This window comes from Streptomyces acidiscabies (assembly GCF_020010905.1).
Lineage (GTDB): Bacteria > Actinomycetota > Actinomycetes > Streptomycetales > Streptomycetaceae > Streptomyces > Streptomyces acidiscabies.
The window spans coordinates 510,882-534,367 of the sequence record NZ_JAGJBY010000001.1; the positions used below are offsets into that span (position 1 = coordinate 510,882).

The 23,486-nt window shown below is 69.1% G+C and carries 23 protein-coding genes, 8 tRNA genes and 2 pseudogenes; 9 read left to right on the top strand and 24 right to left on the bottom strand.

What is annotated here, in order from left to right:
• Nucleotides 1–7 precede the first annotated feature (7 nt).
• Entirely contained in the window at nt 8–550 is a 543-nt protein-coding gene (locus tag J8M50_RS02350) for a hypothetical protein (protein ID WP_141655665.1), read from the top strand.
• Here the strand turns inward: J8M50_RS02350 and J8M50_RS02355 are convergent.
• The 10 genes from J8M50_RS02355 to J8M50_RS02400 form a co-directional block, all read right to left on the bottom strand.
• On the bottom strand, nt 547–972 hold the full coding sequence (locus J8M50_RS02355; protein WP_010360184.1) for a phage terminase small subunit: 426 nt from the start codon (nt 970–972) through the stop codon (nt 547–549). The genes J8M50_RS02350 and J8M50_RS02355 overlap by 4 nt on opposite strands.
• A complete protein-coding gene (locus J8M50_RS02360; protein ID WP_010360183.1) occupies nt 969–1,130 on the bottom strand; it encodes a hypothetical protein in 162 nt (53 codons plus the stop codon). Before J8M50_RS02360 ends, J8M50_RS02355 begins: the two co-directional genes overlap by 4 nt.
• Before the next feature lie 57 nt (nt 1,131–1,187).
• Nucleotides 1,188–1,263: transfer RNA gene (locus tag J8M50_RS02365), tRNA-Pro, on the bottom strand.
• 151 nt (nt 1,264–1,414) lie between these two features.
• A tRNA-Trp gene (locus J8M50_RS02370) sits at nt 1,415–1,487 on the bottom strand.
• A 62-nt stretch (nt 1,488–1,549) separates the two neighbouring features.
• Nucleotides 1,550–1,623, bottom strand: a tRNA-Leu gene (locus tag J8M50_RS02375).
• A gap of 78 nt (nt 1,624–1,701) precedes the next feature.
• Nucleotides 1,702–1,774, bottom strand: a tRNA-Lys gene (locus J8M50_RS02380).
• Between the two features lie 4 nt (nt 1,775–1,778).
• Nucleotides 1,779–1,850: transfer RNA gene (locus J8M50_RS02385), tRNA-Gln, on the bottom strand.
• Nucleotides 1,851–1,855: 5 nt separating this feature from the next.
• Nucleotides 1,856–1,927: transfer RNA gene (locus tag J8M50_RS02390), tRNA-Glu, on the bottom strand.
• Between the two features lie 56 nt (nt 1,928–1,983).
• Nucleotides 1,984–2,057 (bottom strand) — tRNA-Met (locus J8M50_RS02395).
• An 82-nt stretch (nt 2,058–2,139) separates the two neighbouring features.
• Nucleotides 2,140–2,213 (bottom strand) — tRNA-Phe (locus J8M50_RS02400).
• On the opposite strand from J8M50_RS02400, the gene J8M50_RS02405 reads away from it, so the two are divergent.
• Both J8M50_RS02405 and J8M50_RS02410 read left to right on the top strand, forming a co-directional pair.
• Nucleotides 2,186–2,548, top strand: coding sequence for a hypothetical protein (locus tag J8M50_RS02405; protein ID WP_010360182.1), 363 nt, complete (start codon nt 2,186–2,188; stop codon nt 2,546–2,548). The two genes, J8M50_RS02400 and J8M50_RS02405, sit on opposite strands and share 28 nt — an antisense overlap.
• A gap of 19 nt (nt 2,549–2,567) precedes the next feature.
• Nucleotides 2,568–2,858 (top strand): hypothetical protein, encoded by a 291-nt coding sequence (locus tag J8M50_RS02410; protein ID WP_010360181.1) that lies wholly within the window; start codon nt 2,568–2,570, stop codon nt 2,856–2,858.
• A 402-nt stretch (nt 2,859–3,260) separates the two neighbouring features.
• On the opposite strand, the gene J8M50_RS02415 is transcribed toward J8M50_RS02410, so the two are convergent.
• Nucleotides 3,261–3,674, bottom strand: a complete 414-nt coding sequence (locus J8M50_RS02415; RefSeq protein WP_223786144.1) for a DUF6879 family protein — start codon at nt 3,672–3,674, stop codon at nt 3,261–3,263.
• A 336-nt stretch (nt 3,675–4,010) separates the two neighbouring features.
• On the opposite strand from J8M50_RS02415, the pseudogene J8M50_RS02420 reads away from it, so the two are divergent.
• The 4 genes and pseudogenes from J8M50_RS02420 to J8M50_RS02435 all read left to right on the top strand — a co-directional run.
• Nucleotides 4,011–4,712, top strand: a pseudogene (locus J8M50_RS02420) (GNAT family N-acetyltransferase); the annotation flags it as partial.
• A gap of 463 nt (nt 4,713–5,175) precedes the next feature.
• Nucleotides 5,176–5,679 carry a hypothetical protein gene (locus J8M50_RS02425; protein WP_223786145.1) on the top strand — a complete coding sequence of 168 codons (504 nt, stop codon included), beginning with the start codon at nt 5,176–5,178 and terminating at the stop codon, nt 5,677–5,679.
• Between the two features lie 202 nt (nt 5,680–5,881).
• The gene (locus tag J8M50_RS02430) at nt 5,882–6,193 is read left to right on the top strand and encodes a hypothetical protein (RefSeq protein WP_010360177.1); all 312 of its coding nucleotides are present in this window, start codon (nt 5,882–5,884) and stop codon (nt 6,191–6,193) included.
• Nucleotides 6,186–6,332, top strand: a pseudogene (locus J8M50_RS02435) (Uma2 family endonuclease); the annotation flags it as partial. The gene J8M50_RS02430 and the pseudogene J8M50_RS02435, both read left to right, overlap by 8 nt.
• Nucleotides 6,333–6,338: 6 nt before the next feature.
• On the opposite strand, the gene J8M50_RS02440 reads toward J8M50_RS02435, so the two are convergent.
• A complete protein-coding gene (locus J8M50_RS02440; protein WP_029184637.1) occupies nt 6,339–6,863 on the bottom strand; it encodes a hypothetical protein in 525 nt (174 codons plus the stop codon).
• Nucleotides 6,864–7,414: 551 nt separating this feature from the next.
• Between J8M50_RS02440 and J8M50_RS02445 the strand changes: the two genes are divergently transcribed.
• Together J8M50_RS02445 and J8M50_RS02450 are read left to right on the top strand one after the other, a co-directional pair.
• Nucleotides 7,415–8,008 carry a GOLPH3/VPS74 family protein gene (locus tag J8M50_RS02445; protein ID WP_010360175.1) on the top strand — a complete coding sequence of 198 codons (594 nt, stop codon included), beginning with the start codon at nt 7,415–7,417 and terminating at the stop codon, nt 8,006–8,008.
• A 56-nt stretch (nt 8,009–8,064) separates the two neighbouring features.
• Entirely contained in the window at nt 8,065–8,844 is a 780-nt protein-coding gene (locus J8M50_RS02450) for a transcriptional regulator (RefSeq protein WP_010360174.1), read from the top strand.
• On the opposite strand, the gene J8M50_RS02455 is transcribed toward J8M50_RS02450, so the two are convergent.
• The 12 genes from J8M50_RS02455 to J8M50_RS02515 form a co-directional block, all read right to left on the bottom strand.
• Nucleotides 8,815–9,882 (bottom strand): glycosyltransferase family 2 protein, encoded by a 1,068-nt coding sequence (locus J8M50_RS02455; protein WP_100216937.1) that lies wholly within the window; start codon nt 9,880–9,882, stop codon nt 8,815–8,817. The two genes, J8M50_RS02450 and J8M50_RS02455, sit on opposite strands and share 30 nt — an antisense overlap.
• Complete coding sequence (gene lanKC, locus J8M50_RS02460; RefSeq protein WP_010360169.1) at nt 9,879–12,437, bottom strand: class III lanthionine synthetase LanKC; 2,559 nt, start codon at nt 12,435–12,437, stop codon at nt 9,879–9,881. Before lanKC ends, J8M50_RS02455 begins: the two co-directional genes overlap by 4 nt.
• Before the next feature lie 45 nt (nt 12,438–12,482).
• Entirely contained in the window at nt 12,483–14,249 is a 1,767-nt protein-coding gene (mpaP, locus tag J8M50_RS02465) for a daptide biosynthesis intramembrane metalloprotease (RefSeq protein WP_010360168.1), read from the bottom strand.
• A complete protein-coding gene (locus J8M50_RS02470) occupies nt 14,246–14,977 on the bottom strand; it encodes an ABC transporter permease (RefSeq protein WP_010360167.1) in 732 nt (243 codons plus the stop codon). Before J8M50_RS02470 ends, mpaP begins: the two co-directional genes overlap by 4 nt.
• Complete coding sequence (locus J8M50_RS02475; protein WP_010360165.1) at nt 14,970–15,698, bottom strand: ABC transporter ATP-binding protein; 729 nt, start codon at nt 15,696–15,698, stop codon at nt 14,970–14,972. The genes J8M50_RS02470 and J8M50_RS02475 overlap by 8 nt, the downstream gene beginning before the upstream one ends.
• 106 nt (nt 15,699–15,804) lie before the next feature.
• Nucleotides 15,805–15,981, bottom strand: a complete 177-nt coding sequence (locus tag J8M50_RS02480) for a daptide-type RiPP (RefSeq protein WP_158002849.1) — start codon at nt 15,979–15,981, stop codon at nt 15,805–15,807.
• 77 nt (nt 15,982–16,058) lie between these two features.
• The gene (locus J8M50_RS02485) at nt 16,059–16,241 is read right to left on the bottom strand and encodes a hypothetical protein (RefSeq protein ID WP_141655664.1); all 183 of its coding nucleotides are present in this window, start codon (nt 16,239–16,241) and stop codon (nt 16,059–16,061) included.
• An 81-nt stretch (nt 16,242–16,322) separates the two neighbouring features.
• Complete coding sequence (gene mpaC, locus J8M50_RS02490; protein WP_308010532.1) at nt 16,323–19,184, bottom strand: daptide-type RiPP biosynthesis dehydogenase; 2,862 nt, start codon at nt 19,182–19,184, stop codon at nt 16,323–16,325.
• Nucleotides 19,185–20,435 carry a daptide-type RiPP biosynthesis aminotransferase gene (mpaD, locus tag J8M50_RS02500; protein WP_010353339.1) on the bottom strand — a complete coding sequence of 417 codons (1,251 nt, stop codon included), beginning with the start codon at nt 20,433–20,435 and terminating at the stop codon, nt 19,185–19,187.
• Nucleotides 20,435–21,232, bottom strand: coding sequence for a daptide-type RiPP biosynthesis methyltransferase (mpaM, locus tag J8M50_RS02505; RefSeq protein ID WP_010353340.1), 798 nt, complete (start codon nt 21,230–21,232; stop codon nt 20,435–20,437). The genes mpaD and mpaM overlap by 1 nt, the downstream gene beginning before the upstream one ends.
• Nucleotides 21,229–22,326: a daptide biosynthesis RiPP recognition protein gene (gene mpaB / locus J8M50_RS02510; RefSeq protein WP_010353341.1), complete on the bottom strand. Its 1,098-nt coding sequence runs from the start codon at nt 22,324–22,326 to the stop codon at nt 21,229–21,231. Before mpaB ends, mpaM begins: the two co-directional genes overlap by 4 nt.
• Complete coding sequence (locus J8M50_RS02515) at nt 22,319–23,299, bottom strand: LLM class flavin-dependent oxidoreductase (protein ID WP_010353342.1); 981 nt, start codon at nt 23,297–23,299, stop codon at nt 22,319–22,321. The genes mpaB and J8M50_RS02515 overlap by 8 nt, the downstream gene beginning before the upstream one ends.
• Nucleotides 23,300–23,486: the final 187 nt, after the last annotated feature.

The window sequence follows — 23,486 nt, forward strand, 5'->3', positions numbered from 1 at the left end:
GCCGTGTGTGGATCAGGGACTAGTGGCGATGTGGACGGCGGCCATCACCGGTTTCACGAGTGCGGCGGGGGCTGTCCTCGGGGCTGGTATGTCGGGGCGAGGGAACCTCAAAGTGGCGGCGCACCAGAGTGCCGCAGAACTGGAGAAAGAAGGCAGAACCGAACTAAAGGGGCGTATTGACAAGTTCGACGTCAAGATCACGGCTTTAGATCAAGCTGCGACGAGTCTTGTTGAATCACTCCGCGCAGGTCAGTGGACTGCGCAAGTTGAGACCGATTACCGTGCCGCCGCGGCGATGGCGAGGGGTGCTATCCGTGCAGAGATCACGCCCGCTGTTGCGGACGAGAAATTGAAGAAGGCTGCGAACTTGGTGGATTCTGAAGTTCGTGCCCTCATAAAGGCTGCGGACTTCGTGCGGTCGAATCCCACTTATGCTCAAGACCCTGATTCGGAGCCCAGTAAAAGATGGAGTGCAGCTTGTGAACGTCTGGAATTGGCGAGGAATCTATTTGCATCAGCGGTAGGTGATGCAATCGGATTGCAGAACTAGGAGCCGTTCAGCAGCTTGTAAAGCTCCTCGTCCATGTCGACTTCCGGAGGAGCCTCAGAAGACGCTGAGGATTCGCTCTCATCGGGCTTGTCGAAAGTCATTCGGAGACGGGCGCGGTCCTCGACCGTCGCGCCCCACTTGGCAACCCGCTGCCGGATCTCCCCGGCTAGTTTCAAATCGCCCTTGAAGAGGCCATCCACGAGCTTTGCCGTCAGCTCAAGCTCAGCCCAGTCGGTCTCAGCCCAAGCCGCCGTCTGCGGCGCCGTGCTCCACGTCTTCCAGAACCGCTTGGCTCCGGGGGTCGTGATCCCGAGCCCCTTCGGCAGCTCACGGCCGGGCTGGGGCTCCGCCGGCAACTTCTGTGCGTGCTGGTGGGTGTTGCGCCTCTGCGCGTTGTCCTTGGGCGCGGGACCCCTGGTCATCCGAGCTGCACCCCCGACACGTCCACGCCGTACAGGTCGGCCAGATCCTCTAGCTCGAAGATCGCGTCCTGACGCCAACTGTTCTTGCGCTGAGCCCGGTTGGGCTGGTCGGCAGCACGCAGACGGGGGCCCTCGGGCTCGTCCTGGGCGTCGAACATTGGTGCACCACTTCCTTGAGGTAACAACAAAGAAGGCCCCTCCTCGGGGGCCTGGCATGGTCTAGTCGGCAGGTCTCGAACCTGCGGCCTCCGCATCCCAAATGCGGCGCTCTGCCTACTGAGCTACGACCAGAGGGACCCACCACCAGGACCGAGCTGGTGTCAGTGGGCCTGCACCGATTCCCCCAGCGCTGTATGTCTGGGCCACCTCGTATGTGCCACGGTGGTGTTGCCGCGTCATGACCGCGAGTCGGTCAGTCGGTCAGAGGAGACGGCAACCGATGCTGGGCCGGTTGGCTTCGAACCAACAACCTCCGGTTTTGGAGACCGGTGCTCTCCCAGTTGAGCTACGTCCCATTGTGAGAGAGCCGCCCTCTGACGGCCGAGGAGTGCATGCCTCGCTTGCGTCTCTCACTCCGTACCCACTGAGGGATTCGAACCCCCACGCATCTGGGCCTTAGCCAGACGGCTTTGCCGTTTTGCCTAAGTGGGCGGGCCCGGTATTTACATGATCCGGAAACACGCACGGGAAGAGTTTAGACATAGGAGTAGAACCGTGAATCACTCCTAGTGGATCTGGTAGGACTCGAACCTACGGCTAGAGGATTAAGAGTCCCCTGCTCTACCAACTGAGCTACAGATCCAAAGCTCCCCGTCAAGGACTCGAACCTTGATTGCCGGGGCCAGAACCCGGTGTGCTGCCGATTACACCAACAGGGAATGTAGGCGCGTTACGGGATTCGAACCCGTGTTGCCTCCCGGAAGGGGAGGAGTCCTGACCGCTAGACGAAACGCGCGTCTCCTCCATCCCCTGATCAGGGGGAGTTTCAGAGACAGGGGAGCTACCCCACAGTTGGCCCGCCCGGATTTGAACCAGGGACCTCCGCCTTATGAGGGCGGCGCTCTACCAGACTGAGCTAGGGGCCATAGAACCAGCAGGGATCGGGCTGCGGTCCGATATCGCATACACCTGCTGGGCTATCCCGTGTTACGCGGCACGGGCACCTCGTCGGCCCCACTGGATTCGAACCAGTGACCTCCGGGATTTCACTCCGGTGCTCTACTCATCTGAGCTAGAGGCCGCTACAGTACCATGCGGCTTCGAATTCCCCGAGCTTGACGAGCGGGCCATCGACGACATCAGGGACTATCACTTCCCTGGTGGATCCCTGACGGACCCCAGCAAGGGACTTTTCCGGGCAGATCTGACCGACGAACAACTGGAACACATATTCCAGAAGGGCCTGGAGACCCAAATGACGGGCCCCAACGCGGATAACTACTACGAGCGCGTCTTCGACAGTGGCATCCCCAACGTAGGGGTCACCTCGGCAGACCAAGGCGCACAGGCCACCAGTAGAATCATGCTGGTCTGCAGCAAGTGGGGCGATGTAATCACAATGTTCCCCATCTCCTAGCCCGGGAAGGAATCGCGCAATGGGCCTCGGAATATATGTCAAGGATGTTAGACGCGATGAGCTGGAGTGCATCAGCGATGACGCCGAAGACTCATTCGGCGCCATGTGTCGGCAGGCTCCAGAGACCAGTCTGCGGCGTGGCGTAATGCAGTACGGGGATACAATGTTCAACTCGTATCAGTTGTACAGATTCGTAGAAGAACTGGAAGCCCTCCCGTCCAGCGAGGTAACGCCGAAAATCCAGCAGGTCCTCGACGGGGCTCGACGGGCCATCCGTAAATCGGGATACCTGTACTTCGTCGGAGACTAGGTCCCGAACCCGCGTGTAAACGCATTGCCCGGCGGAACTCATCCGCCGGGCAATGCGGCTCACACACGGTAAACAGGGTCTTCGAATTTAGTGAATCCAGGCTCAGAGTATAAATTTCGCCAGGACCCAAGAAACTTCAGCATGCAGCCCATCCGCAAAACGAGTAATGGGGTCGGCGGCAATCTTCTGAGCCAGTTCTACGACCTGAACGGGCTGATCGACGGGCCGGACGATGGATTCCTCGTCAAGGTCGACTGACGTCCGGCCCGCGCTTCTACGCCCTCCGCCAGAACTGTCTGTGCGATGTACTGCTCCACCCCCTTGGGCACACCGCGTGCGGCGAGCTCGGCAACCTGACTGCGCAGTGCCGCTCCAGGGTGAGGACGGCCTTGGTGATGACGCTCATGCGGTTGGGGCTGACGCGGGATCTTTGAGGACGACCTTGGACTCGTCGAACATCCAGAAGTCCTGGGCCGGGAGGCCGGGGTTCGGGCGGTCGGTGAGGTCGAGGATGCGGATGTCCTCGCCGGCGGTCACGTGGTGGCGGTAGTAGTACTCGAACTCGAAGCGGAGGTAGTCGGAGAGGGGGCGGGTGAGGATGTGGACGCGGCCGACGTACTTGCCCTCCGCGGTCCATGCTCGGACCTCATCCATCCACGCCGACGCGTAGCCGTCCGGCGACTTCTCCCCCGCGAGGAACCTCGCCGGCTTCTCCGCCTCCTGCGGCATCGTGTAGACCGGCAGCGTCTCCAGCCGCCACGCCTCGCTCCGCATCGAGTCGAAGCAGTCGCTCCACGCGTCACCATCCAAGAGCACGAGATGTCTCCCTCCACACGGAATCTCCGCCCACACCGGGAAGCTACTATGCGTGCCCCCGCATAAACAGGGCGTATTACTGAGCGCCGAGGGAGCACCCTCGTAACCCGGCAAGCATGAAGCCCCCCTCCTTCGAGGAGCAGCCCGTGGCCATCGCCCGCGACCACATCCGCGAGACCCTCACGGCGTACGTCGACACCCGGCCCGGCGAGAAGGAGTTCCTCGCACCGGTCCTGGAACTCCTCGGCACCGACGCCGAGTTGACCAGCCGCAAGGAGTTCCGGGGGCACGCCACCGCCGGAGCCGTACTCGTCGACGACGACGCGCAAGTCCTGCTACGACAAGGACCGGCGCTGGGGCGGCGAGAAGGACGAGACCGTGCTCCGCGGCGATGTGGTGCACCGGCCCGACCGCACGCTCATTCCCACGCTGGCCCGGCGTGGGCGCGGCACCGTCAAGGTCTTCGCCTACGGGCATCACTGCAACGTCGTCGACGAGGCCGCCGCGCACGGCGTGACGAGGGCCCGGGTGGTGCGCCCGCTCGGCCCCGAGACCGGCTTCCCGCGCGGTACGCGCATCCAGCTGAAGGACTTCACCGGCCGCCCGTGCCCCGCTCCCGGCGGCCGGGTCCGTCCCGTCACCGACTGGCCTGCCGCCGTACGGGAGACCTTCGGGGCGTTCGCCGAGTCCATGGCCGCTGACGGCCTGGCCTTCCTCCACGGCCGGATGCGGGCCGGGCGGTGCGGGCCGGTCCTCGCCGCCGCCGTCGACGGCCGGATCGTGGGGGCGATCGGTCCCATGGAGGTACGCCCCGACGCGACCGGATGCCCCCAGCTCATGCCGCAGTACTTCACCGTCCTGCCCGAGGCGCGGGGACGCGGTCTGGGCCGCGCCCTGTGGAGGGCCGCGATGCACTGGGGCCAGTCCCAGGGCGCCGCCTACCAGCTCCTCCAGACCGAAGTCGGCGGCCCGTCCGACAGCCTGTGCCGAGCCGAGGGGCTGGCCTCCCTCGGCTTCAGCCACACCACAGCGGCGTAGCGGCCCGCCGCACAGGGTGACCGGGCACGGGGCACGCCGAGCCGATGAGAGATCCACGTTCCGCGCCGAGTCGCATGTCGTGTGGGCCAACCGGTAGCCGACCTCGGTTCCAGCCGGCCTGCTGGAACATCGGAGGACATGGGGAAACCATTACCTTTCGAAGAGCTGTTTTCAGTCGTTCAGGAGCGGCTCGGGCGGGAACGATCCGGGCCTCCCGTACCGCCCTGGCCGTTGCGGCATCAACAAGCGGAGACGGGGTATTTTGCCTCCGGCCCGGTAAAGCAGCCATGTTTCCGGAATCTGTCGGTGACCGGCGCGCCGCAGGTGGGGCAGCTGCCGGCCTGGCCGATTAGCGCGTTCCTGTCTTACAGAAGTCATGAAAGAGTCACGACTTCTCATTCACCGTTCAAATCGACTCGCTGAGGTCCGCTCGGCGAGCGGCTCGCCCTGCATCGGAGTCGGGATGTCTGTACGCCTGAGTCGGTTGCTGACTTTCGTGGCCGCGGTGACGCTCGCGGCAACAGGCTGTAGCGGATCCGGGGACAGCCCGAACACCGCGAAGTCGGAGGCGGGTGGCCGCTGTCGGCCCGTGGTGCGGAACGACGCTCTCCCCTCATGGGCACGCAAGGACTTCCCGCAGGGCGGAGCCCAGCGTCACATGGTCGGGGAAAAGGGCGAGATCGCCGCCGTGCTTTTCGGCTTCCCCTATCATGCGCCGACCGCCAAGGGGCGGGAGAACAAGATTCTCTGGGTTCCGAAAGACTCCGAAGGCGCTGCCGATATGGGACCCGATGACAAGCTGACCATCAAAGCCAGCCTCGCCGGCACGAACGAGGTCGTAACGCGCTCGATCGCCGGAGGACCCGGTCCTTCTCTCGTCGACATGCCGAAGCCGGGATGCTGGAAATTCTCCCTCTCCTGGCCCGGACATTCCGACAGTCTCGACGTCGAGTACCTGGCCGGCTGAGAGCGGGCCGTATCAGGTACGGCATTCTATTGATACGCAGTGGCGCGGCCAAAACCGTCGCGCCGGCTCTCTCGGCCACGGCCGTGGGGGAACTGCGGCCCGACAGACGCCCCATCCCCGAAACCGTCATCCGTGCCGTGGCGATCGGGGAGATCTCGGTGGCCGTGGCCACGGCGGTCCCCCTCTGCGCGGGGTCGCGCACGTGCTGCTGGTGGTGTTCGGGGCGCTCTTCGCGGGTGCCAGAATCCTCGGGCTGGTACGGGGCAGCACCGAGCCGTGCGGCTGCTTCGGTGCGGGCAGCAGCCGCCCGCTGGGTGTCAGCAATGTGCTGATGGGGGCGGCCGTCCTGGCGACGGGTGCCTGGGCGCTCCGGACACCCGGGGCGGACACGGCCCAAGAGGCCGTCGCACTGCTGGCAGTGGCCTGCACGGCAGGCTCGCTGCTCTACTCGCACCGCAGGCACGCGTACACGGTGGCCGGGAATCTACTCAAACAGTCGGAGTCCGCCGTATGACCCCGACCGCACCTGGTACGCCCCCGAGGACATCGTCCTCGTCGTCGAGGTCGTGTCCGAGGAGTCGGCGGCCCGGGACCGTCTCAAGACCGCCGCCCCCTTCCCCCTGGACCTCGACCTCACGAGCCTCGTGCCCTGACGTACGTCACAGCAGCGGGCCCAGCCACTCCTCCAGGATCGTTTCGCGGTCGCGGGAGTGCAGGGTTTCTGTGGGGCGGGTCCTCGTCCACCAGTCGGTCAGGGTGGCGGGGGAAGCCGTGCCTCGTACGAAGTGGGAGAGCAGGGCTAGGGAGAGGTCTACCTCTCGTTGGGTGTACGCCGTGGCTGCGGCCGAGGGGGCCGTTGCTTCGGTGCGTTGGGCGCCTGTGTGGATCACTACCGTCAGTTCTGGTGGGTCCGTCGGTGACCAGACGTCCAGTGCCGCCGCCGCTACCGTCGCCGCTCGGATCGCCCAGCGGGCGGGGGCCGAGCGTATGGGGATGTGCTCGACCTGGATGTCCGTGATGTCCGCCCAGGGCAGGATGCGCAGGGCCGGGCCCGTGATCGAGAGTTCCGTGGGGGAGAGGAAGACCCCCGCGATTCCCTCGGCGGGAGGTGCGCCCAGGCAGACGCGGGGCTCCTCGATCCAGAACAGGCCGACCATGGTTCCCTGCGCGGGCGACGCTTCCAACTTCGGGTCCGTTCTTCCGGGTTCGTTTCGGTCATGTCAGTACCGCGTGACGCGGCGCTTCACGATGTTCTCACCTGGCTTTTCATTGATCGTGGCTGAGTTTCGTGCCTAATCTGGCTCAAGAGCACCCCTTCGCGTACCTGCGGGCCGCCCCACACATGGGCGGTCGGGGTGGCCGGTCGAGGTCACGCCTCGGCCGCCGGGGAGGACCGACCCCGCTCGACGGCGCCGCAGCGATCCTGCCTTGGCGTCACCAGCAAGGGGGATTGAAATGTGCAGGCTAATAAGAAAAACGGCGGTGAGCGCGCTGCTCGCCGTCCCACTCGCCCTGGCGACCCCGCAGGCCTCGCCGCACCGGTCGCCGACACCACAGTGAGCGTCCGGACGCCGCCCGACGGCTTCGTCCGTGAGAGCTTCTTCGGCCCGCCTCCTCCTACGCGTCCACCGGGACGCGAGGCGTCGCAGAGGGCAAGTCGACCGCTTCCCTCTGCCGTCAGGACCTCCCCCCTGACTCCGTTCGTATACCTCTACGTGAAAAACCGGGGGCTTCAATGACCACTCAACTGACCATCGGCGAACAGATCGTGCTGCTCGCCCTCGACGAGAAGACCGGCGAACTGCGCGAGGCCCCGCTCCGGGTGTCCCTCGCGGCCTCGGCCGCGGCCCTGCTGGAACTGGAACTGCCCACCGGGCCCGCCCCGGTGAGCGCGGCGGCCACAGCCATGGACGAGCACCGGCGCACCCACCCCGACGAGACGCCCCGGGAATGGCTGCTGGCCGTACGCGAGCCCGCGCTCGACGCCGCGTACCAGGGGCTGCTGGCGAAGGGGATCGTGCAGGAGCAGGGGCGGCGCGTCCTCGGCGCGTTCGGCTCGGTGAAGCACCCGGTCACCGACCCGTCCGAACTCGTCGCGCTGCGCGGGCGGTTGACCGCCGTCCTCGCGCAGGGGCAGGAGCCGGACGAGCGTACGGCCGTCCTGCTCGCCGTCCTGCGCCACTCGGGGCTCACGGCCGTCCTCCCGCAGGGCTTCGACGAGCGGCTGACCACGCTCACCGAGGGCCAGGCGCAGGCCGCCGAACTGGGCGAGTCGATCCGGACCACGATCGGCGCGCTCACGGCGGTCATCGCCTCGTCCGCGCTGTGACCGGCCCGCTGTAACCACCCGCACCACCACTCGACTCGACCACGGGGGAAACAGTCATGAGTGTCTACACAACACCCTTGCCGGAAACCGGCGAGGACATCGAGAGCGTCGGGCGCCAGCTCGACGAGCGGCTCCGGAAGCTCCACGCGGAGCAGCAGGAGATCCTGTCGTTCGGCTACTCGCTGATCCGGCAGTCCCTACTGCGGCACCCCGACGGGGAGTTGCGGCAGAACGACCGGAGCGTGTGCGACTGGGCTGCGGACCTCACGTCCCAGGCCCGGCGCGAAGTCCTGACGATGCAGCCCGACCGGACCCTGACGCCGGAGGCGATCCGCGTCGGGGTCGCCTGCCTGCGGCGCGGGGTGACCGTGAAGGTCCTCGCCCAGCGGCGGGCCCTGAAGGACGAGGCCACGTCCGCGCTCTTCGCCGAGCTGATCCGGTACGGTGCGCAAGTCCGGCTGCTGGACGGCGAGTTCCAGCGGGTGCTGATCGCCGACCGGGAGACCGCCCTCGTCCAGGCCGAGCCGGACGCCGCCTCGCCGGGCGGCGCGCTCGTCGAGCAGGGGGCGCGGGCCGGTGTCCTCCTGTCGTTCTTCGACCTGTGCTGGTCGAAGGCGCTGGACGCGTCGGCGCTGCTCGACCCCGGCCTGCTGGACGGCACGCATCTGAAGGTCCTTGAGGTCATGGCGCACGCCGACAAGGACGAGGTCGGGGCGCGCGAACTGGGGATCTCCGTCCGTACGTACCGGGGGCGGGTCGCTGAGCTGCTGAAGCATTTGCAGGCGGCGACTCGGTTCCAAGCAGCGCTACGGGCTAAGGAGTTGGGCCTCATCTGAGGTACGCCCGCTGGGGTTGCCCTCGGCCAGGTCCCTCACCAGCCGCAGTACACGCGGCTGGACCGAGGGCACCAACCTGGCTGCCCGGCGGGCGTGTTCGGCCCTGGAGCAGAGGAGGTTGCGGGCGATCGCGTAACCTCCCCGCTCCGGGACCAGGACGAGTTCGTCGAAGAGGCGTACCTCGCCCGAGACCACGCGGCGGATCTCCTCGTCCAAGTCCCCGTTCCAGTCGGCCGGTTTCACCAGGTCGCCGGAGGCGTCCATCCGCCGGTACCAGTCCCGCGTGTCCGCGAACACGGCCTCGCGGAACGCCTCGTCGTACCGGCCGGAGCGGAGTTCGCCCAGCAGGGCGTGCGCCTTGCGTGCGTCGTCCACGATCGCCAGGGGCAGGCGGTGGGGGCGCGCCATACGGTTTCTGCGGGTGCCGCCGTCCATCAGGAGGGCCGCGCTCGGTTCCACGGCGGTACGGAAGCTGTGGCCCGCGTCGGCGATCCGCAGCCACAGGTCCCAGTCCTCCAGGCCCGCGCCGCCGCGCCAGCCGCCTACGCCCTCCACGACGCCACGCCGGTGGCCCGCCCTCGACGGTTCGAACATCGGGCCCAGGAGCTGGAGTTGGGGGTGCCAGAAGGCGGACAGCGGGGCGAACTCGGCGGCTTCGGCGCCGGTCGCGTCGTGGTACGTGCAGCCTGTCACCGCGAAGTCAGCGCCGGTGCGCAGCAGTTCGAGCAGGGTGTCGAGGTGGTCGGGGCGCCAGAGGTCGTCGTGGTCCAGGTAGGCGATGAACTCGCCCTGGGCCAGGGCCAGTCCGGCGTTGCGGGGGGCGCTGGGGTGGCCGGTGCGGTCCAGGCGGTGGAGTTTTACGCGGGGGTCGTGGCGTGCGGAGTTGCGTACGCAGTCGTCCGTGTCGTCGTCGGAGCCGTCCGAGACGACGAGCAACTCCCAGTCCTGGACGGTCTGTTCGCGGACCGAGTCGATGGTTTCGGTGATCTTCCGCGACCTGTTGTACGTCGGGCAGATCACCGACACGAGCGGAGTCACAGGAACGCCAGGGGAGTTGAGACGCTGCGGGCCAGCAGGACGCCTGCCGCGCCGGTCGCCAGGTCCGTCGTCAGGCGGACGTTCTCCAGGCCGAGGAATGCGGGCATGCCCTCGTGGGGGACCTCGTACAGGCGGAGTTGGCGGGCCTCCGTGGTGCCGCCCAGCCTCGTGGCGGTCAGGAGGACGCCCGCGAAGCCGTGGAAGAGGCCGGCGGTGTGGGGTACGCAGTCGAGGGCCGAGCGGAGGACGGTGTCGCAGGCCAACTCGTACTGTGCGTCGGGGCGTTGGGCGAGGTACTCCTTGAGCACCATGGCCGTACCGCCGCTGCCCGCCGCGAACGTGGGCCGCGTACCGGCTGAGCCGGGTGTCCAGCCGTCGTCCGTCCAGCCGAGGGCGCGCAGGTCGGCGTCCAGGAGGTCGTGGGCGGCGTCGAGGAGGGCGGTGTCGGGGGTGTATCCGTGCAGCCGCAGCAGAAGCAGCGCGGTACCGGCCCGACCACGCAACAGCCCGGCCTCACCACGCCGGGTCGGCTGCCCCGCCGCGCTCTCGACGAGGCGCTCCGCGAGGAGGGTGGCCTGCTTGAGGGCGTCATCGTCGCCGGTGGCGCGCGCGAAGTAGAGCTGGGCGAGGGCGAGTCCGGCACGGCCGTCGAGGAGGGTGTCGTTGAGGGGTTCGCCCACGTCCTTCATGAGCTCGGCGGCGTCGGTACGACCGAGGTGGTGCAGGACGCAGGCGACGCCGGAGGTGCCGGTGTAGAGGCCGGGGGCCGGATGCACGGTCCGCTGCGCGGCGTCGGCCAGCCAGTCGACGTGCGCGTCGGGGATCTCGACGCCGGTCTCGGCGAGGGCCCAGAGAACGCCGGCGGCGCCGTAGGCGAGGCAGGTGCCGCCCTCGGGAAGGAGGAACTGGGCTGTGTCGCCGGGGTAGAGGCGGTCTTGGCGGGTGGGGGTGGCGGTGGTGAGGATGCCTTGGGCTATGGCGGTGGGGGAGGGGGTGTCGACCGGGGTCGTGAACTGCTCGGCGGGCGCCGGGTTTTGGGCACCGGCACCCCCCGAGGCCGTGAGCCGCACGCCGGGTGACCAGTCATGCGCGTCGGCGTCGAGGTCCGCGCGCGCCTCCACGTCGTACCCCTCAAGAACGCCGTCCCCCTCAGGAGCCGCGCCCAAGTCCGCCCGTACCTTCGCGCCGAAGTCCCCCGGCACCGGATACCTCGTCTCGATCAGCTCGATCAACTGGTCCAGCTTCTCCGGGCCCCATGCCAGCAGGCTCGTCAGCGGTGTGAACAGGGCTATTCGCAAGCAGCCCAGCGCGTAGCGGTCGATCGCCGTGCCTCGGTGTGTGGGTGGTGCCGCGAAACCCGGGGCCGCGTGGATCTGGCGGGAGGTTAGGTCTGTTGTCGCCGTTTCCAGGTCGATGAACGCGATCGAGTCGTCCGGGCGGACCATGATGTTGCCGGGGTGGAGGTCGCCGAAGATTACGCCTCGGGCGTGCATCGCCTGGATGCCCTCGTCGATCTGGTTCAGGGCGTCGATCGCCCAGCGGGTGTAGTCCGCCGTCCGGGACGGGTCCGCTGATGGAGACGCCGGGTTGTCCCGGGTCGTACGTATCGCCAGCGTCTCGCCCTCCACGAACTCCCTTACCAGGAAGTGATGTTCGTGTCCCACCCGCGCCTCGATCAAGCGGGGGACCCACGGCAGCCCGGCGAGGCGTTCCAGGCAGTCGCGCTCGCGCACCAGGCGGGCGACCGCGTCCTCCCCGTGCGTGTCGATCCCGGCGAGGGGGCGGGCCTCACGCAGGAGGACGGGTTCGCCGGTGCGCGTGTCTGTACCCCGGTACACCCCGCCGCCGTTGGAGAAGTGCAGGGCACGCTCAGCGCGGTACGGGAAGTCGTGCAACGTACCCGCGTTGCGCGCCTCCATGGCCGGTGCGAGGCACTCAGGGATCGTCACCCACTCCGGGGGACGGAAGGAGGGGCCGCGTACGTCGGGGACCAAACGACCCTCGGGGTCCTCGATACACGGGACCGTCTCCCCCTTCGCCGTCTTCATCACGCGCGCGACGAACCCGCCGTACCGCACGTAGAGCGGGCCGGACCGCCAGCGGAGGTCGCTGAGGATGTACGGGCCTCGCTCCCCGTCGAGGAGTTCCCCCAACTCGCCCAGTACGGAGGCCAGTCGAGCCTCGTCCTCGGGGTAGATGGTGATGAACTTGCCGCTGGCGCCCCGGTCGCCGTACTTGCCGTTGCGACGCGACAGCACCTGCCTGCTGCGGATGAACTTGAACGCCATGCGCTGCTCGACGAGCCACTCCCAGGACCGGTCGAGGATGGTGCGCGCGTTCTCGGACGTCGCCGAGACGTGCACCTTCCAGCCCTGCGCGGGGAGTTGGTAGCCGTGCGGGGTGAGCATCGTCCAGTCCGTGCCGGTGTGGCAGGACCAGTCGGCGGGCGGCTCGGACGCGAGAAAGTCGTCGTCCGGGTCGGAGGCGTCCGCCTCGGTCCGGTCGAAGAAGGGGGTTCCCGGCGCCAGGAACATCACACGCCGATACGCGTCCATGTCAGGTTCAACCGCTTTCAGGAGTACGGGAGTTCAGAGGCAGCATCAACGCCAGAACGGCGCCACATACTTCAGGTACAGCCAGTCACCGAGGCTCCGCGTCCCCGCGTCGACCACGGCCTGCCCGGTGGTCCCGGGCGCGAGCCGCGCCCCGTCGAGGACGACCCCGTCGACCGGCACCTTCAGCGAGTCGAGCCCGGTCACCGGCACGAACGCGGAGAACGGCACCGACAGTTGCACGAACTCGCCGGACGAGACCGTCCCCGTACCCAGCTGTTTCTGGAGGACGACGCCCCCGCTGAGCAACTTCACTTCCGCGCCGGGCGAGATCGCGTCCCGGTCGGTCGTGCCGGTCGCGACGAGGACCGTCCGCCCCTGTTCCCCGACGAAACCGCCGGTCACGGTGTACGGCACGGAGATCCCGAGCAGTGCCGCCGCGACCGCTCCGGCCGCCGCGAGGGAGACGGTGACGCGCCGCCAGGTCGCCGACCCGGCCGTACGCGCCTCCGCGAGGAGCTTCGCGACACCGACGTACACACGCAGCGACAGATAGCCGAGCGCGATCGAGACGAGGACGGCGCCCACCATGCCCGCGCTCTCCAGGATCGAACCCCAGAGGGTGAACGCCATGCTGACGACGTACAGCGGGAACGCCATGCAGGCCAGCCCGAACAGCGGCGCCCACTCGACGCCGGGCAGCGCACGTTCGTACCGGCCGCCGAACAGCAGCCGGGCGACGAGGCGGCGGGCGTCGGTGATGGAGCGGTCGCGCAGGTGGGAAATGTCCAGGTGGCTCATCAGCGCGAGGTAGCCGTCGAGTTTGACGAACGGGATCGTGTTGAAGAGGCCGGAGACGTAGTTGGTGACGGTGAGGAGGAGCAGGAAATCGCGGAGCCCCATCGGGCCCCCGGCCAGCGCCACGACGACCGAACTCACGCCCGCCAGACCGGCGATGAGGCTCTGCGTGGCGATCCCCGCGAGGGCGACCCGGACGCGCTGCCGGTTCCTCGGCAGCCGCCAGCCGTCGGAGACGTCGCAGAAGAACGCGGGCGTCAGGTAGAAGAGCATGAAGCCCATCCGGCTGGGCCGGCCGCCGTAGTGGCTCAGGACCAGGCCGTGGGACAGCTCGTGCAGCATGGTGCCGCAGTACGTGACGACGAGCAGCGCGAGCAGCGCGGGCCAGGAGATCGGCTCGGACAGGGCGGTGATCGTCGTCTGCGCCTGTACGACGAGGGCCAGCAGCCCCGCACCGGCGAGGGCCGCCGCTACGATCCCCCAACTCCGGTGCGCCAGGCGGGCGGTGAGGGGGCGGAACACGTTCAGCATGCGTTCCGGGCGGACTACGGTGAACTGGATGGTGAGGGGTGGGACGAAGGTGATGCGGCGGTCCCGGCGCGGTTTGTTGTCCGCGTCTTCGAGGAGCCGGCCTCGCTGGGCGCGCAACAGGCCCTCGCCGACCAGCTCGACGGACCAGCCCAACTCCCTTGCGAGGTCCTCGGTTTCGCGGGTGCCGTCGGCGAGGGTCAGGAGCTTTGCCATGCCGGGGGCGACGCGTAGGTAGCGCTGGGAACCGGATTGGACGAGCCAGGGGGCGCCGGGCTCGATGGGTTCGTGGACGCGGACGTCGGGGGCTAGGCGGGGGCGGTCGGGGAGGGGGGCTGGGGGTTTCTCTTCCTGGGCCCGCTTGAGTCGACTCCCGTCGCCGGGTGCCCACTTGAAGCCTCGGCGGCGGGGCCCGGCGACACCCTCGGGCGTCTCCTCCTGGCCCCGGCCCGGCGTCTCCTCGCCGCCCCGCTTCAGTGCCGTTCTCACGGCAGATCCCTGCGCAGGAACAGAGTCCGGGCCGCGAACGTCCCTGCCCCGATCCACACCGCGAGCACCAGCAGCGCCCACGGAATCGGCAGCAGGTTCTCGTTGCCGCCCCGGTACACGGATGCCATGGCCTCGTCGATCGTCAGCCTGCCGACCGCCGGGACGACCCTCAGCAGCCCCTCCCCGACCAGCCACGTGCTCACCAACAGGACGAGGATCGCGGCCACTTGCTGCCGTATCAGCAGCCCGAGCAGCGCCCCCCACACCGCGCCGACCACGATCGTCAGCATCACCCCGAGCAGCGTCCACGTCGTGGTCATCGTCCACTCGGGCCCCCGGTCGCGCCCGACGAGGAACACCCACGGGCTGACGGCGGCCAGCGCCCCGGCGGCCAGCGCGAACACCGCGCCGCAGCCGACGACGGCGACCAGCTTCGCCGTAAGCAGCCGCGCCCGCCCGCCGCCCAGCAGCACGGACCGGCTGATCGCGCCGTTCCCGAACTCCCGTGTCACCGAGAGCATCGCGATCACAGCGGCGGCGAGTTCGACCATGAACCAGCCCTGTACGAGGGTGGAGGTGATGTCCCCGTTCGCGCCGCTCTTCGCGGCGTCCTGCTGGACGAAACCGGCGTCCGCCATCACACACATGAGGACGATGAACGCGGCAACTCCCCACCAGGCGCGCCCAGTCCAGATCTTGCGCCACTCGGCTCCGATCAGGTCACGCACGGACGTCCTCCTTCACAGCGGGACCGGCGAGGTCGAAGAAGCGGCTCTCCAGGCTGAGTTCACCGTCGCGCGTCAACTCGGCGGCCGTGCCGCTGTATCGCAGCGTCTTCTGGAGGATGACGATGTCGTCGGCCATCTGCTCGACCTCCGCGAGGATGTGGCTGGAGACCAGCACCGTGCGCCCCTCGGCCGCGAGGGAGCGCAGGAGTTCGCGCAGCCAGCGGATGCCGTCGGGGTCGAGGCCGTTGGCGGGTTCGTCGAGGATGAGCAGCTCGGGGTCCGCGAGGAGCGCGGTGGCCAGCGCGTGCCGCTGCCGCATGCCCTGCGAGTAGTCGCGGACCTTGCGGTGGGCGTCGGAGGCGAGTCCGACCTGTTCGAGGACGTCGTCGACGCGGGTCCGGGGCAGGCCGATCGCCTGGGCCCAGATCCGCAGGTCGGCCCTGCCCGAGGCGGCGGCGGAAGGGCCGATGCCGTCGATGCTGACGCCCACGCGGTGCGCTGCGCGCGGCAGTTGGGGGTACGGGTGGCCGAAGATCGTGGCGGTGCCGTGCGTGGGGCGCGCGAGTCCCAGCAGCATCCGCAGGGTCGTGGTCTTGCCGGCCCCGTTGCGTCCGAGGAGGCCCACCACCCGGCCCGAACGGACGGTGAAGGACACGTCCTCGACGGCGGTGTGGTCGCCGTAGCGCTTCGTGAGTCCTGTGATGTCGATGGCGTCGGTCACGCCATGTCCTCCCCTGCGGCTCGGGGCCGCACGTATATTCGTTCGGAGCGGCCCTGCTCCGGAGGCCAATGGCCGGCCTCCGGAACAGGGCAGTGTCCGTTCAGACTCAGGTCGCGATGACCGAGGTGACGGCGATGGTGCTGTAGGCGGCGCTGACGCCGGCCGAGATGGCGGCGCTGGCGAGGAAGCTGTCCCACCAGTCGGGGGCCTCCATGCCCTCCAGCTCCTCCATGGACAGCTCCTGCATGGCCAGTTCCAGAGCGGGGTTCGTGTTCTCCTTCATTTCTTTCACCTCCTTCGGGGGTCTCGGGTGCGAGCGGCGTGGATCAGTGGCTCAGTGGCTGAGCCACTTCAGCCGGCTCAGGTGGCGAGCGTGACGATGGAGACGTACGAGATGACGCCGCCCGCGCTCAGGCCGCCGATGGCGCTGAGCGCCGCGCTCCAGCTGAAGTCCGGGGCGTCGAGCGCCTCCATCTCCCGCATGTCGAGCTGCTGGTCCAGCTCCTGGAGAGCCAGCTCCAGGGGCGCGGACGTGGTGTTCACGGTCTGCATGGTGTTTCCCCCTCCCTTTGGTGTTTCGGGTCAGCCGCCGACGGTTGCCGACGGAAGTCTGTGGTGGGCCGCCTAGTCGGTGGGCGGCCGGTGGAGGGCTGCGGCGGTGGACGTCTGACGGACGGCCTCTGCGGCGAGCGGCCGTTGCACGGCTTCGACGGCGGGCGTCTGACGGACGGCCCCGGCCGTGGACAGCCGGTGCACGGGCTCGGCAGCGGGCAGCCGGTGGACAGCCTCGGCAGCGGGCGCCTGGCAGACAGCCCCAGCGGCAGGCAGCCGATGCACGCCTTCGGCGGCGGGCGTCTGGCAGACGGCCCCAGCCGTGGACAGCCGGTGCACGGCCTCGGCAGCAGGCGCCTGGCAGACAGCCCCAGCGGTGGACGGCCGGTGGACGGGCTCGGCGGCGGGCGTCTGGCAGACGGCCCCAGCCGTGGACGGCCGGTGGACGGGCTCGGCGGTGGGCAGCCGGTGGACAGCCTCGGCAGCAGGCGCCTGGCGGACAGCCCCAGCGGTGGGCAGCTGGTGCACGCCTTCGGCGGCGGGCGTCTGGCGGACGGCCCCAGCCGTGGACGGCCGGTGGACAGCCTCGGCAGCAGGCGCCTGGCAGACAGCCCCAGCGGCAGGCAGCCGGTGCACGCCTTCGGCGGCAGGCGTCTGGCGGACGGCCCCAGCCGTGGACGGCCGGTGGACAGCCTCGGCAGCAGGCGCCTGGCAGACAGCCCCAGCGGCAGGCAGCTGGTGCACGGCCTCGGCGGCAGGCGCCTGGCAGACGGCCCCAGCGGTGGGCAGCCGGTGCACGCCTTCGGCGGCAGGCGTCTGGCGGACGGCCCCAGCCGTGGACGGCCGGTGGACAGCCTCGGCAGCAGGCGCCTGGCAGACAGCCCCAGCGGCAGGCAGCCGATGCACGGCTTCAGCGGCAGGCAGCCGGTGGACAGCCTCGGTCAGTACCCGCCGTACGTCGGTGAGCGTGAGCGCGCCCAGCGTGGGCAGGCCGTCGCCCCATGCGCGCAGCGTGGACCGGGCGATCAGCTCCGTGCGCTCCTCGCTCGCCTCGATGTCCCGTCCGATCAGCCAGGCGTCCAGCAGCGCCGCGATCCCCTCGACCGGGTCCTCCGGCAGCGCCGGGCTGTGGGCCGAGGTGACTGCCTGCCAGAGCCGACGCAGCCGACGCGCCGAGCCCCAGTGGACGTCGCCCTCCGCGATGCGGCGCCACAGGGGTGGCAGTACGGCGGCGGCGGCCGTCATCTTGCGCAGGCCGAGGCCCGTGGACAGCTCGTTGGCGAGGTACCAGCCCTTGCAGGCTGAGGGATCGCGGCCGGCGTTGAACCACGGTCCGTGGCTCACGCCGCTGAGCTTGGCGATCTCCAGCCGCAGCGCGTCCCCGGGCTTGAGACCGGCCCGCCGGACCGACGCCAACTCCGCGCCCAGCTCGGTCATCCGCCGGAGCAGCGTCAGCGTGAACGCGTCCTCCGTGGGCAGGTCCTGCGGGTCCCCGACGTACATCCCGGCGACCCGGAAGAACACCTCGAAGACACCCTCGGCGAGAAGCTCCACGGGCAGCGTCCGCGTGGCGACCGGATCGAGCACGGCCACGTCCGGCTGAAGCCCACCCCCGAGCACGAGCCGCTTGCCCTGCGGCCCGGCGAGACAGGCACCACCGCTGAGTTCGCTGCCGGTACCGACGGTGGTCGGCACGGTGACGACGGGTACGGCGGGTTCGGCCTCGGCGGGCAGCAGCACAAGCCCACTCCGCCCGCGCGCCGCCAGCCGGTCCCGTACGACGGGGGCTGCGCTGATCAGCACCGCGAGCTTGGCCTGATCAAGCAGGGTGCCCCCACCGATCGCAACGACGAGTTCACTACCCCGGAGCCGTTCGGCCAACTCCGTCACGCTCTCCAGAGTGCCGGGCCCGTCGGGAACGTACAGCTCCACGGCCCGATCCGCCCAGGCCGCGCAGGCGATGATCCGATCAACTGTCTCCGACTCTGCAACGGCGGGGTCGGCGAGGAGGGTCAGAGTCCGACCCTTCTGGTGGCTCAGCCACTTGGCCAATCCGCCGATGCCGTGGACGACTTGGGTGGGCCGACGGGGGCTGAGGTTCCACGGGGTGTTGGTGGGGTTCGCTGCGGTGCTGCCGGAACTCACCGCCGCACCACCGAGCTTCACCGCCGCACCACCGGAACTCGCCGCCGCACCACTGGGACTCGTGACCGCACCACTGGGACTCGTGACCGCGCCGCCGGAATTCGCCAACGCACCATCGAGGTCCGCCGCCACGCCACCGGAACTCGTGGCCGCGCCGCCGGAACTCGCCGCCGCACCACCAAGGTCCGTCACCACGCCACCGGGACTCGCCGCCACGCCGCCGGGACTCGCCGCCACGCCGCCGGGGTTCGCCGCCGCGCCACCGGAACTCGTCGCCACGCCGCCAGGGTTCACCGCCGCACCACCAGAACTCGTCGCCACGCCAGCGGAACTCGTCGCCACGCCAGCGGAACTCGTGGCCACGCCACCAGAACTCGCCGCCGCGCCGCCGGGACTCGTGGCCGCGCCGCCGAAGTCCGTCACCGCACCACCGAGGTTCGCCGCCGCACCGCCAGGGTTCACCGCCACGCCAGCGGAACTCGTCGCCGCGCCACCAGAACTCGCCGCCTCACCACCAGAACTCGCCGCCTCACCACCGGAACTCGTGGCCACGCCACCGAGGTTCGCCGCCGCATCATCGAGGCCCGTCACCGCACCGCCAGGGTTCACCGCCACGCCACCAGAACTCGTCGCCACGCCAGCGGAACTCGTGGCCACGCCGCCGAGATCCGCCGCCACACCACCAAGGTCCGTCACCGCACCACCACGACTCGTCGCCACACCACCGAGGTTCACCGCCGCGCCGCCAAGACCCGCCGCCGCACCCCCGAAGTCCACCGCCCCGCCCACTCAAACCACCTCAGCCTGACGAGCATGCGCAGCCACCCCGGCCCGTACGCAGTCGAGAAGTTCGGTGACCTCGTCGTCCGTGTAGACCAGCGCCGGGAGAATCTGCACCCCGTTGACGCTGGGATGCACGATCGCCCCCGCCGCGCGGATCGCGGCGACGACCCCCGGCACCTCCTGCTGCGGCAACGGCTCTCCGCCAGGCGTCAGCAACCGGATGGACCGGAAGCAGCCGAGGCCAGTCGTCGCCGACACCAGCGGCTCAGCGGCGACCAGTTCCGCGAGCCTCTCGTCCAGCACCGCCGACAGGCGTCGCGCAGACGCGACCGCGTCGAGTCGCCGCATCTCCTCGACCGTCGCCAGAATCGCCGCGCACGTGACCGGCGTTCCCGCCTGCGTCTCCGCGTGGACGAGGATGTCGCCGGCCGCGTCGAAGGGTTCCGCGAGGGCGCTGGGCAGCAGGACGGCCGCCGCCGCTTGCGTGCCGTTCGTCAGGCCCTTTGAGGTGATGAGGAGATCCGGTGGAGCGGGCCAGCGTTGGGAGGCGAAGAAGTCTCCGGTGCGGCCGAACCCCGTGGCGACCTCGTCGGCGACCAGCAGGAACCCGTACCGGTCCCGGAGTTCGAGCAGCGTCGCCACGTACTCCGGCGTGAGCGGCACCGCCCCACTGCCGAGCACCGGCTCCACGACGACCGCCGCGATCCGACCGCCCTGCTGGGCCGCCAACTGGGTTAGCTCGTCAACGGAGTTGGGGGCGACATGACGTACGAGCCGCTGATCGACCCCGTACACGGCCTGCCCAAGATTCTCACCGGTGAGCGCGAACCCACCGAACGTCAGGCCGTGATAACTGTCCCGCAGACCCACGACAAGCTTGCGCGCACCCTCCCCGCGCAGAGCGTGATAGTGCCGGGCCAGCTTCATCACCAGGTCGTTCGCGGCGCCGCCGGACGTCGAGAAGACGACCCGGCCGTAGTGGTCGGCGCCCGCCGCCTCGACCAGCGCCCGCGCCGCACGCCTGGCATAGACGTTCTCGTAGCGGAACACCGACAGATAGGAGGCATCGCGCAGAGCGTCAGCGCAAGCATCGGCGATCGCCTCGTTGCCGTAACCAAGGTTCACGTTCCACAAGCCGCTGGATCCGTCGAGCAGTTCACGGCCGTCCAGGAAGCGGACTCGGACACCGTCCGCCGACACGGCGCACAACTCGTCCGCACCATGCAGACGGGGTTCAAGCAGAGAGGGCCACAACATCACGCGACCTCCGCTTCCAGAAGTACACCGGTATGGCGGGCGGACGCAGCGGGCAAAGGGTGCCGCGCGACAACGCGCAGACCCGCCGCCGCCAGCTCCCGGGTTAGATCGTCAGGCGGCAGAACCCGGATCGCGGTGGTGAACACCGGCACCGGCCCGTCCCCCGCCGTCTCCCGCTCGGGCGCCAGAATGGTCACCTTGCGGACCTCCTGACCAGCACGCCAGTGCTCGATCATCCGATACCGCCGACCACTGGCACCCGAGGCTTCCAGGTCCAAGTCAGCACCGTCGTCGGCCACATCGACGGTCGAGAGCAGGAACCTGCCGCCGGGTTCGAGGTGGGTACGGACGGCCGCGTAGAGCCCGGCCCGGCCGTCCGCATCGAGCAGCGAGATCGACGTGGTGCCGAGTACGACGACGGCGAAACGCGCGCCCAACTCGAAGGCGGACATATCCCCTTGGACCACCGTGCAGCGCGCCCCCATACCCGCAGGGGCCTCGGCGAGCCGCTCCTTGAGGAGGGCCACCATGCTCTCCTTCAGCTCCAGCGCGGTGACCTCACGGCCCAGCGCGAGCAGCGGAAGCGTCAACCGCCCGGAACCGGCGGCGAGTTCGAGCACCTTGCCGGGAACGGCGCGGACGGACCGCGTCAACTCCCGGATCTCGGTGGTGTCGGCGGCGGCGAGGTCGTGGTAGACCGGGGCGCCTGCCTCGTCGTAGAGGTCATGTACGCGGGCGCGGTCGCCGTAACCGGCGAGGATCTCTCCGGCGAGGCCCGGGACGGCAAGCGTCGTCATGAGGTCGCCTCCAACACAAGTTCGGGCGAGGGGAGTTCCCCGACAACGACTCCCTTACCGGCGAAGAACGCGAGCACCCGCTCGACCTCGGCCCGGTTCGGATGCCGCGCCGCAGCCTCAGCGGCACCGAGCACCAGCACCAGTTCCGTGATCTCCGCAGCCCTGCGCCCGAGTTGGAAGGTCCGCCCGATCCCCGGCACCCTGACGTACGCCTGCTCCGCCGTCCAGCACAGAATCGGCGCCTCAGGATCGTCGACGTCCAACGCCCCCTCGAACTCCACGAGTTCAGGCACAAGCCGATGCCCGAACCCCGAAACCCGAGGCTCCGTGATACCCCGCGTCTGAAGATCGCGCAGAACATCGAGCGTCACCAAGTACCGCGCAAGCCAAGGCCGTTGGCGCACAGCATCCCCCCGCAGCGCCTCCGGCACAGCCGCACCGAGCGGAACCGCACCCGGCACCGCACCCGGCACCGCGTTCAACCGCTCCCACTCCGCACGCAGTTCAGCCGCAGAGTCACCAACGGTCCCCAGCCGCAACCCCTGCGGCGACACGGACACACCCCCGTCCCCACCCACGTACAGCCGAGTCCCCGGCCCATCCCCAGGAACCCGCGCACCAAGCGCGGAAAGATCGGCAAGCTGCACAGCCGGACTGACCGCGAAGGAAGCGAACCGCCCCTCCCCCCGAGCCGCATCGGCATCCGCGAGGAACAACTCGAAGTCCGTGACCCCGGACATCCGCACCAGCGTCGTCCCGAGCAGCGACATGTACGGGCTGACCCCGTAATCCTGGATCTGGAGGAACAGCACGTCGTCGACCGACGCGTCCCCCTCGGAACCGCTCAGCGAACCCTCGTACCCGACAACCGTGGCGTCACGGTGACCCCGCGTCTCCGGCGCGAGGACAACCGTCCCCGCCCCGACGACGTCGGAGCCGAGCAGCGCGTCCAGCCCGGCCGCGTCTTCGAGCACGACGGTGGCGGTACCCAGCGACGACATGTCACCGCTCTCCGGCGCGGCAGCGCCCAGCGGACGCCCGGTCACCCAGGACCGCAGATGATGCCCCACCCGGGCGATCAGTTCCTCATTCACCGGAGTCTCTCCGATCCGCGCCGACCGCAGCCAGAATCTTCTTCAAGTCGTCCATTGCGGCACTGGCCCCGTAAAGCCGGCACACACCCGTCAGGTTGAGCACGATTTCATCGACCCCGGCATCCCGATACTCGTCCAGTTGCTTCACGATCTGATCGAGATTCCCGTAGACGAACGCCCCGGAATCCGCCATGATCCGCCCGGCAGACCGAGGATCGCGTTCGGCAAAATCGATCCCCGCTTTCCCGAGCATGTCGATATAGTGCGGCGCCTGCATATGCGCGGAATTACTCGCCAGCACGAATTCGGAAACGTCCCGATCGGCCCGCTCCAGCGCCACCGGCACCATCGCGGTGATCCTCGGCGCGGCGCGACCAGCCGTACGAGCCCCCTCCCGCAGCGCGGGCCGGACGACACCGTCGAGATAGGCGGCGGGCGTCAGCCAGGTGATCGCCACGTCCGCGACCTCACCCGCGAGGCGCGCCATGCCGGGCCGCAGCACCCCGAGCCCGAGCCGCACGGGCGCGGACATCGCCGGCCCCATCCCCGCGTGGCAGGTGTAGTACTCGCCGTCGAAGTCGACCGGTTCGCCGCTGAGCAGCCCCCGTACGACCGTCATGTACTCGCGAACCGCCCCGAGCTGACTGCGGTACGGGGCGCCGAGCAGGCTCTGCTGGAGCGTCTTCGCGCCCGGCCCGAAGCCGGCCACGACCTCCTCGCCGGTCGCCATCGCCAGGGTCTTGACCTTGTGCGCGGCCTCGAAGGGGTGCCGCAGCGGCATCAGCGTGACCCCGAGTCCCGTCGGCACCCGGAATCCGGCACCGGCTGCTGCGGAGAAACTCTGGAAAGGCTCCATCAGGAGACTCTGCCCCTGCCAGAGCCTGGCGGCTCCGGTCCATTCCACCAGCGCAGCGAAAGGAAGAACCTGTTCCGTCCGGCGCGGCAGGAATGGCACCAATATCGAGTAGTCCATTCATTCCCCCCGGACGGTGACTTCCGACTCTGGCATCGGCTGCTGACGTCGTGAATATTTCCAGAGCGATCTGTGCCCACGCAATGGCTTTCGCTGCAACTTGGTGCAGGAATCCCTTGCAGAAAACTGCCGGACCCCACTGCCCGACTCCATTGCCCGACCCCACTGCCGGACCCCGGCAGCCCGG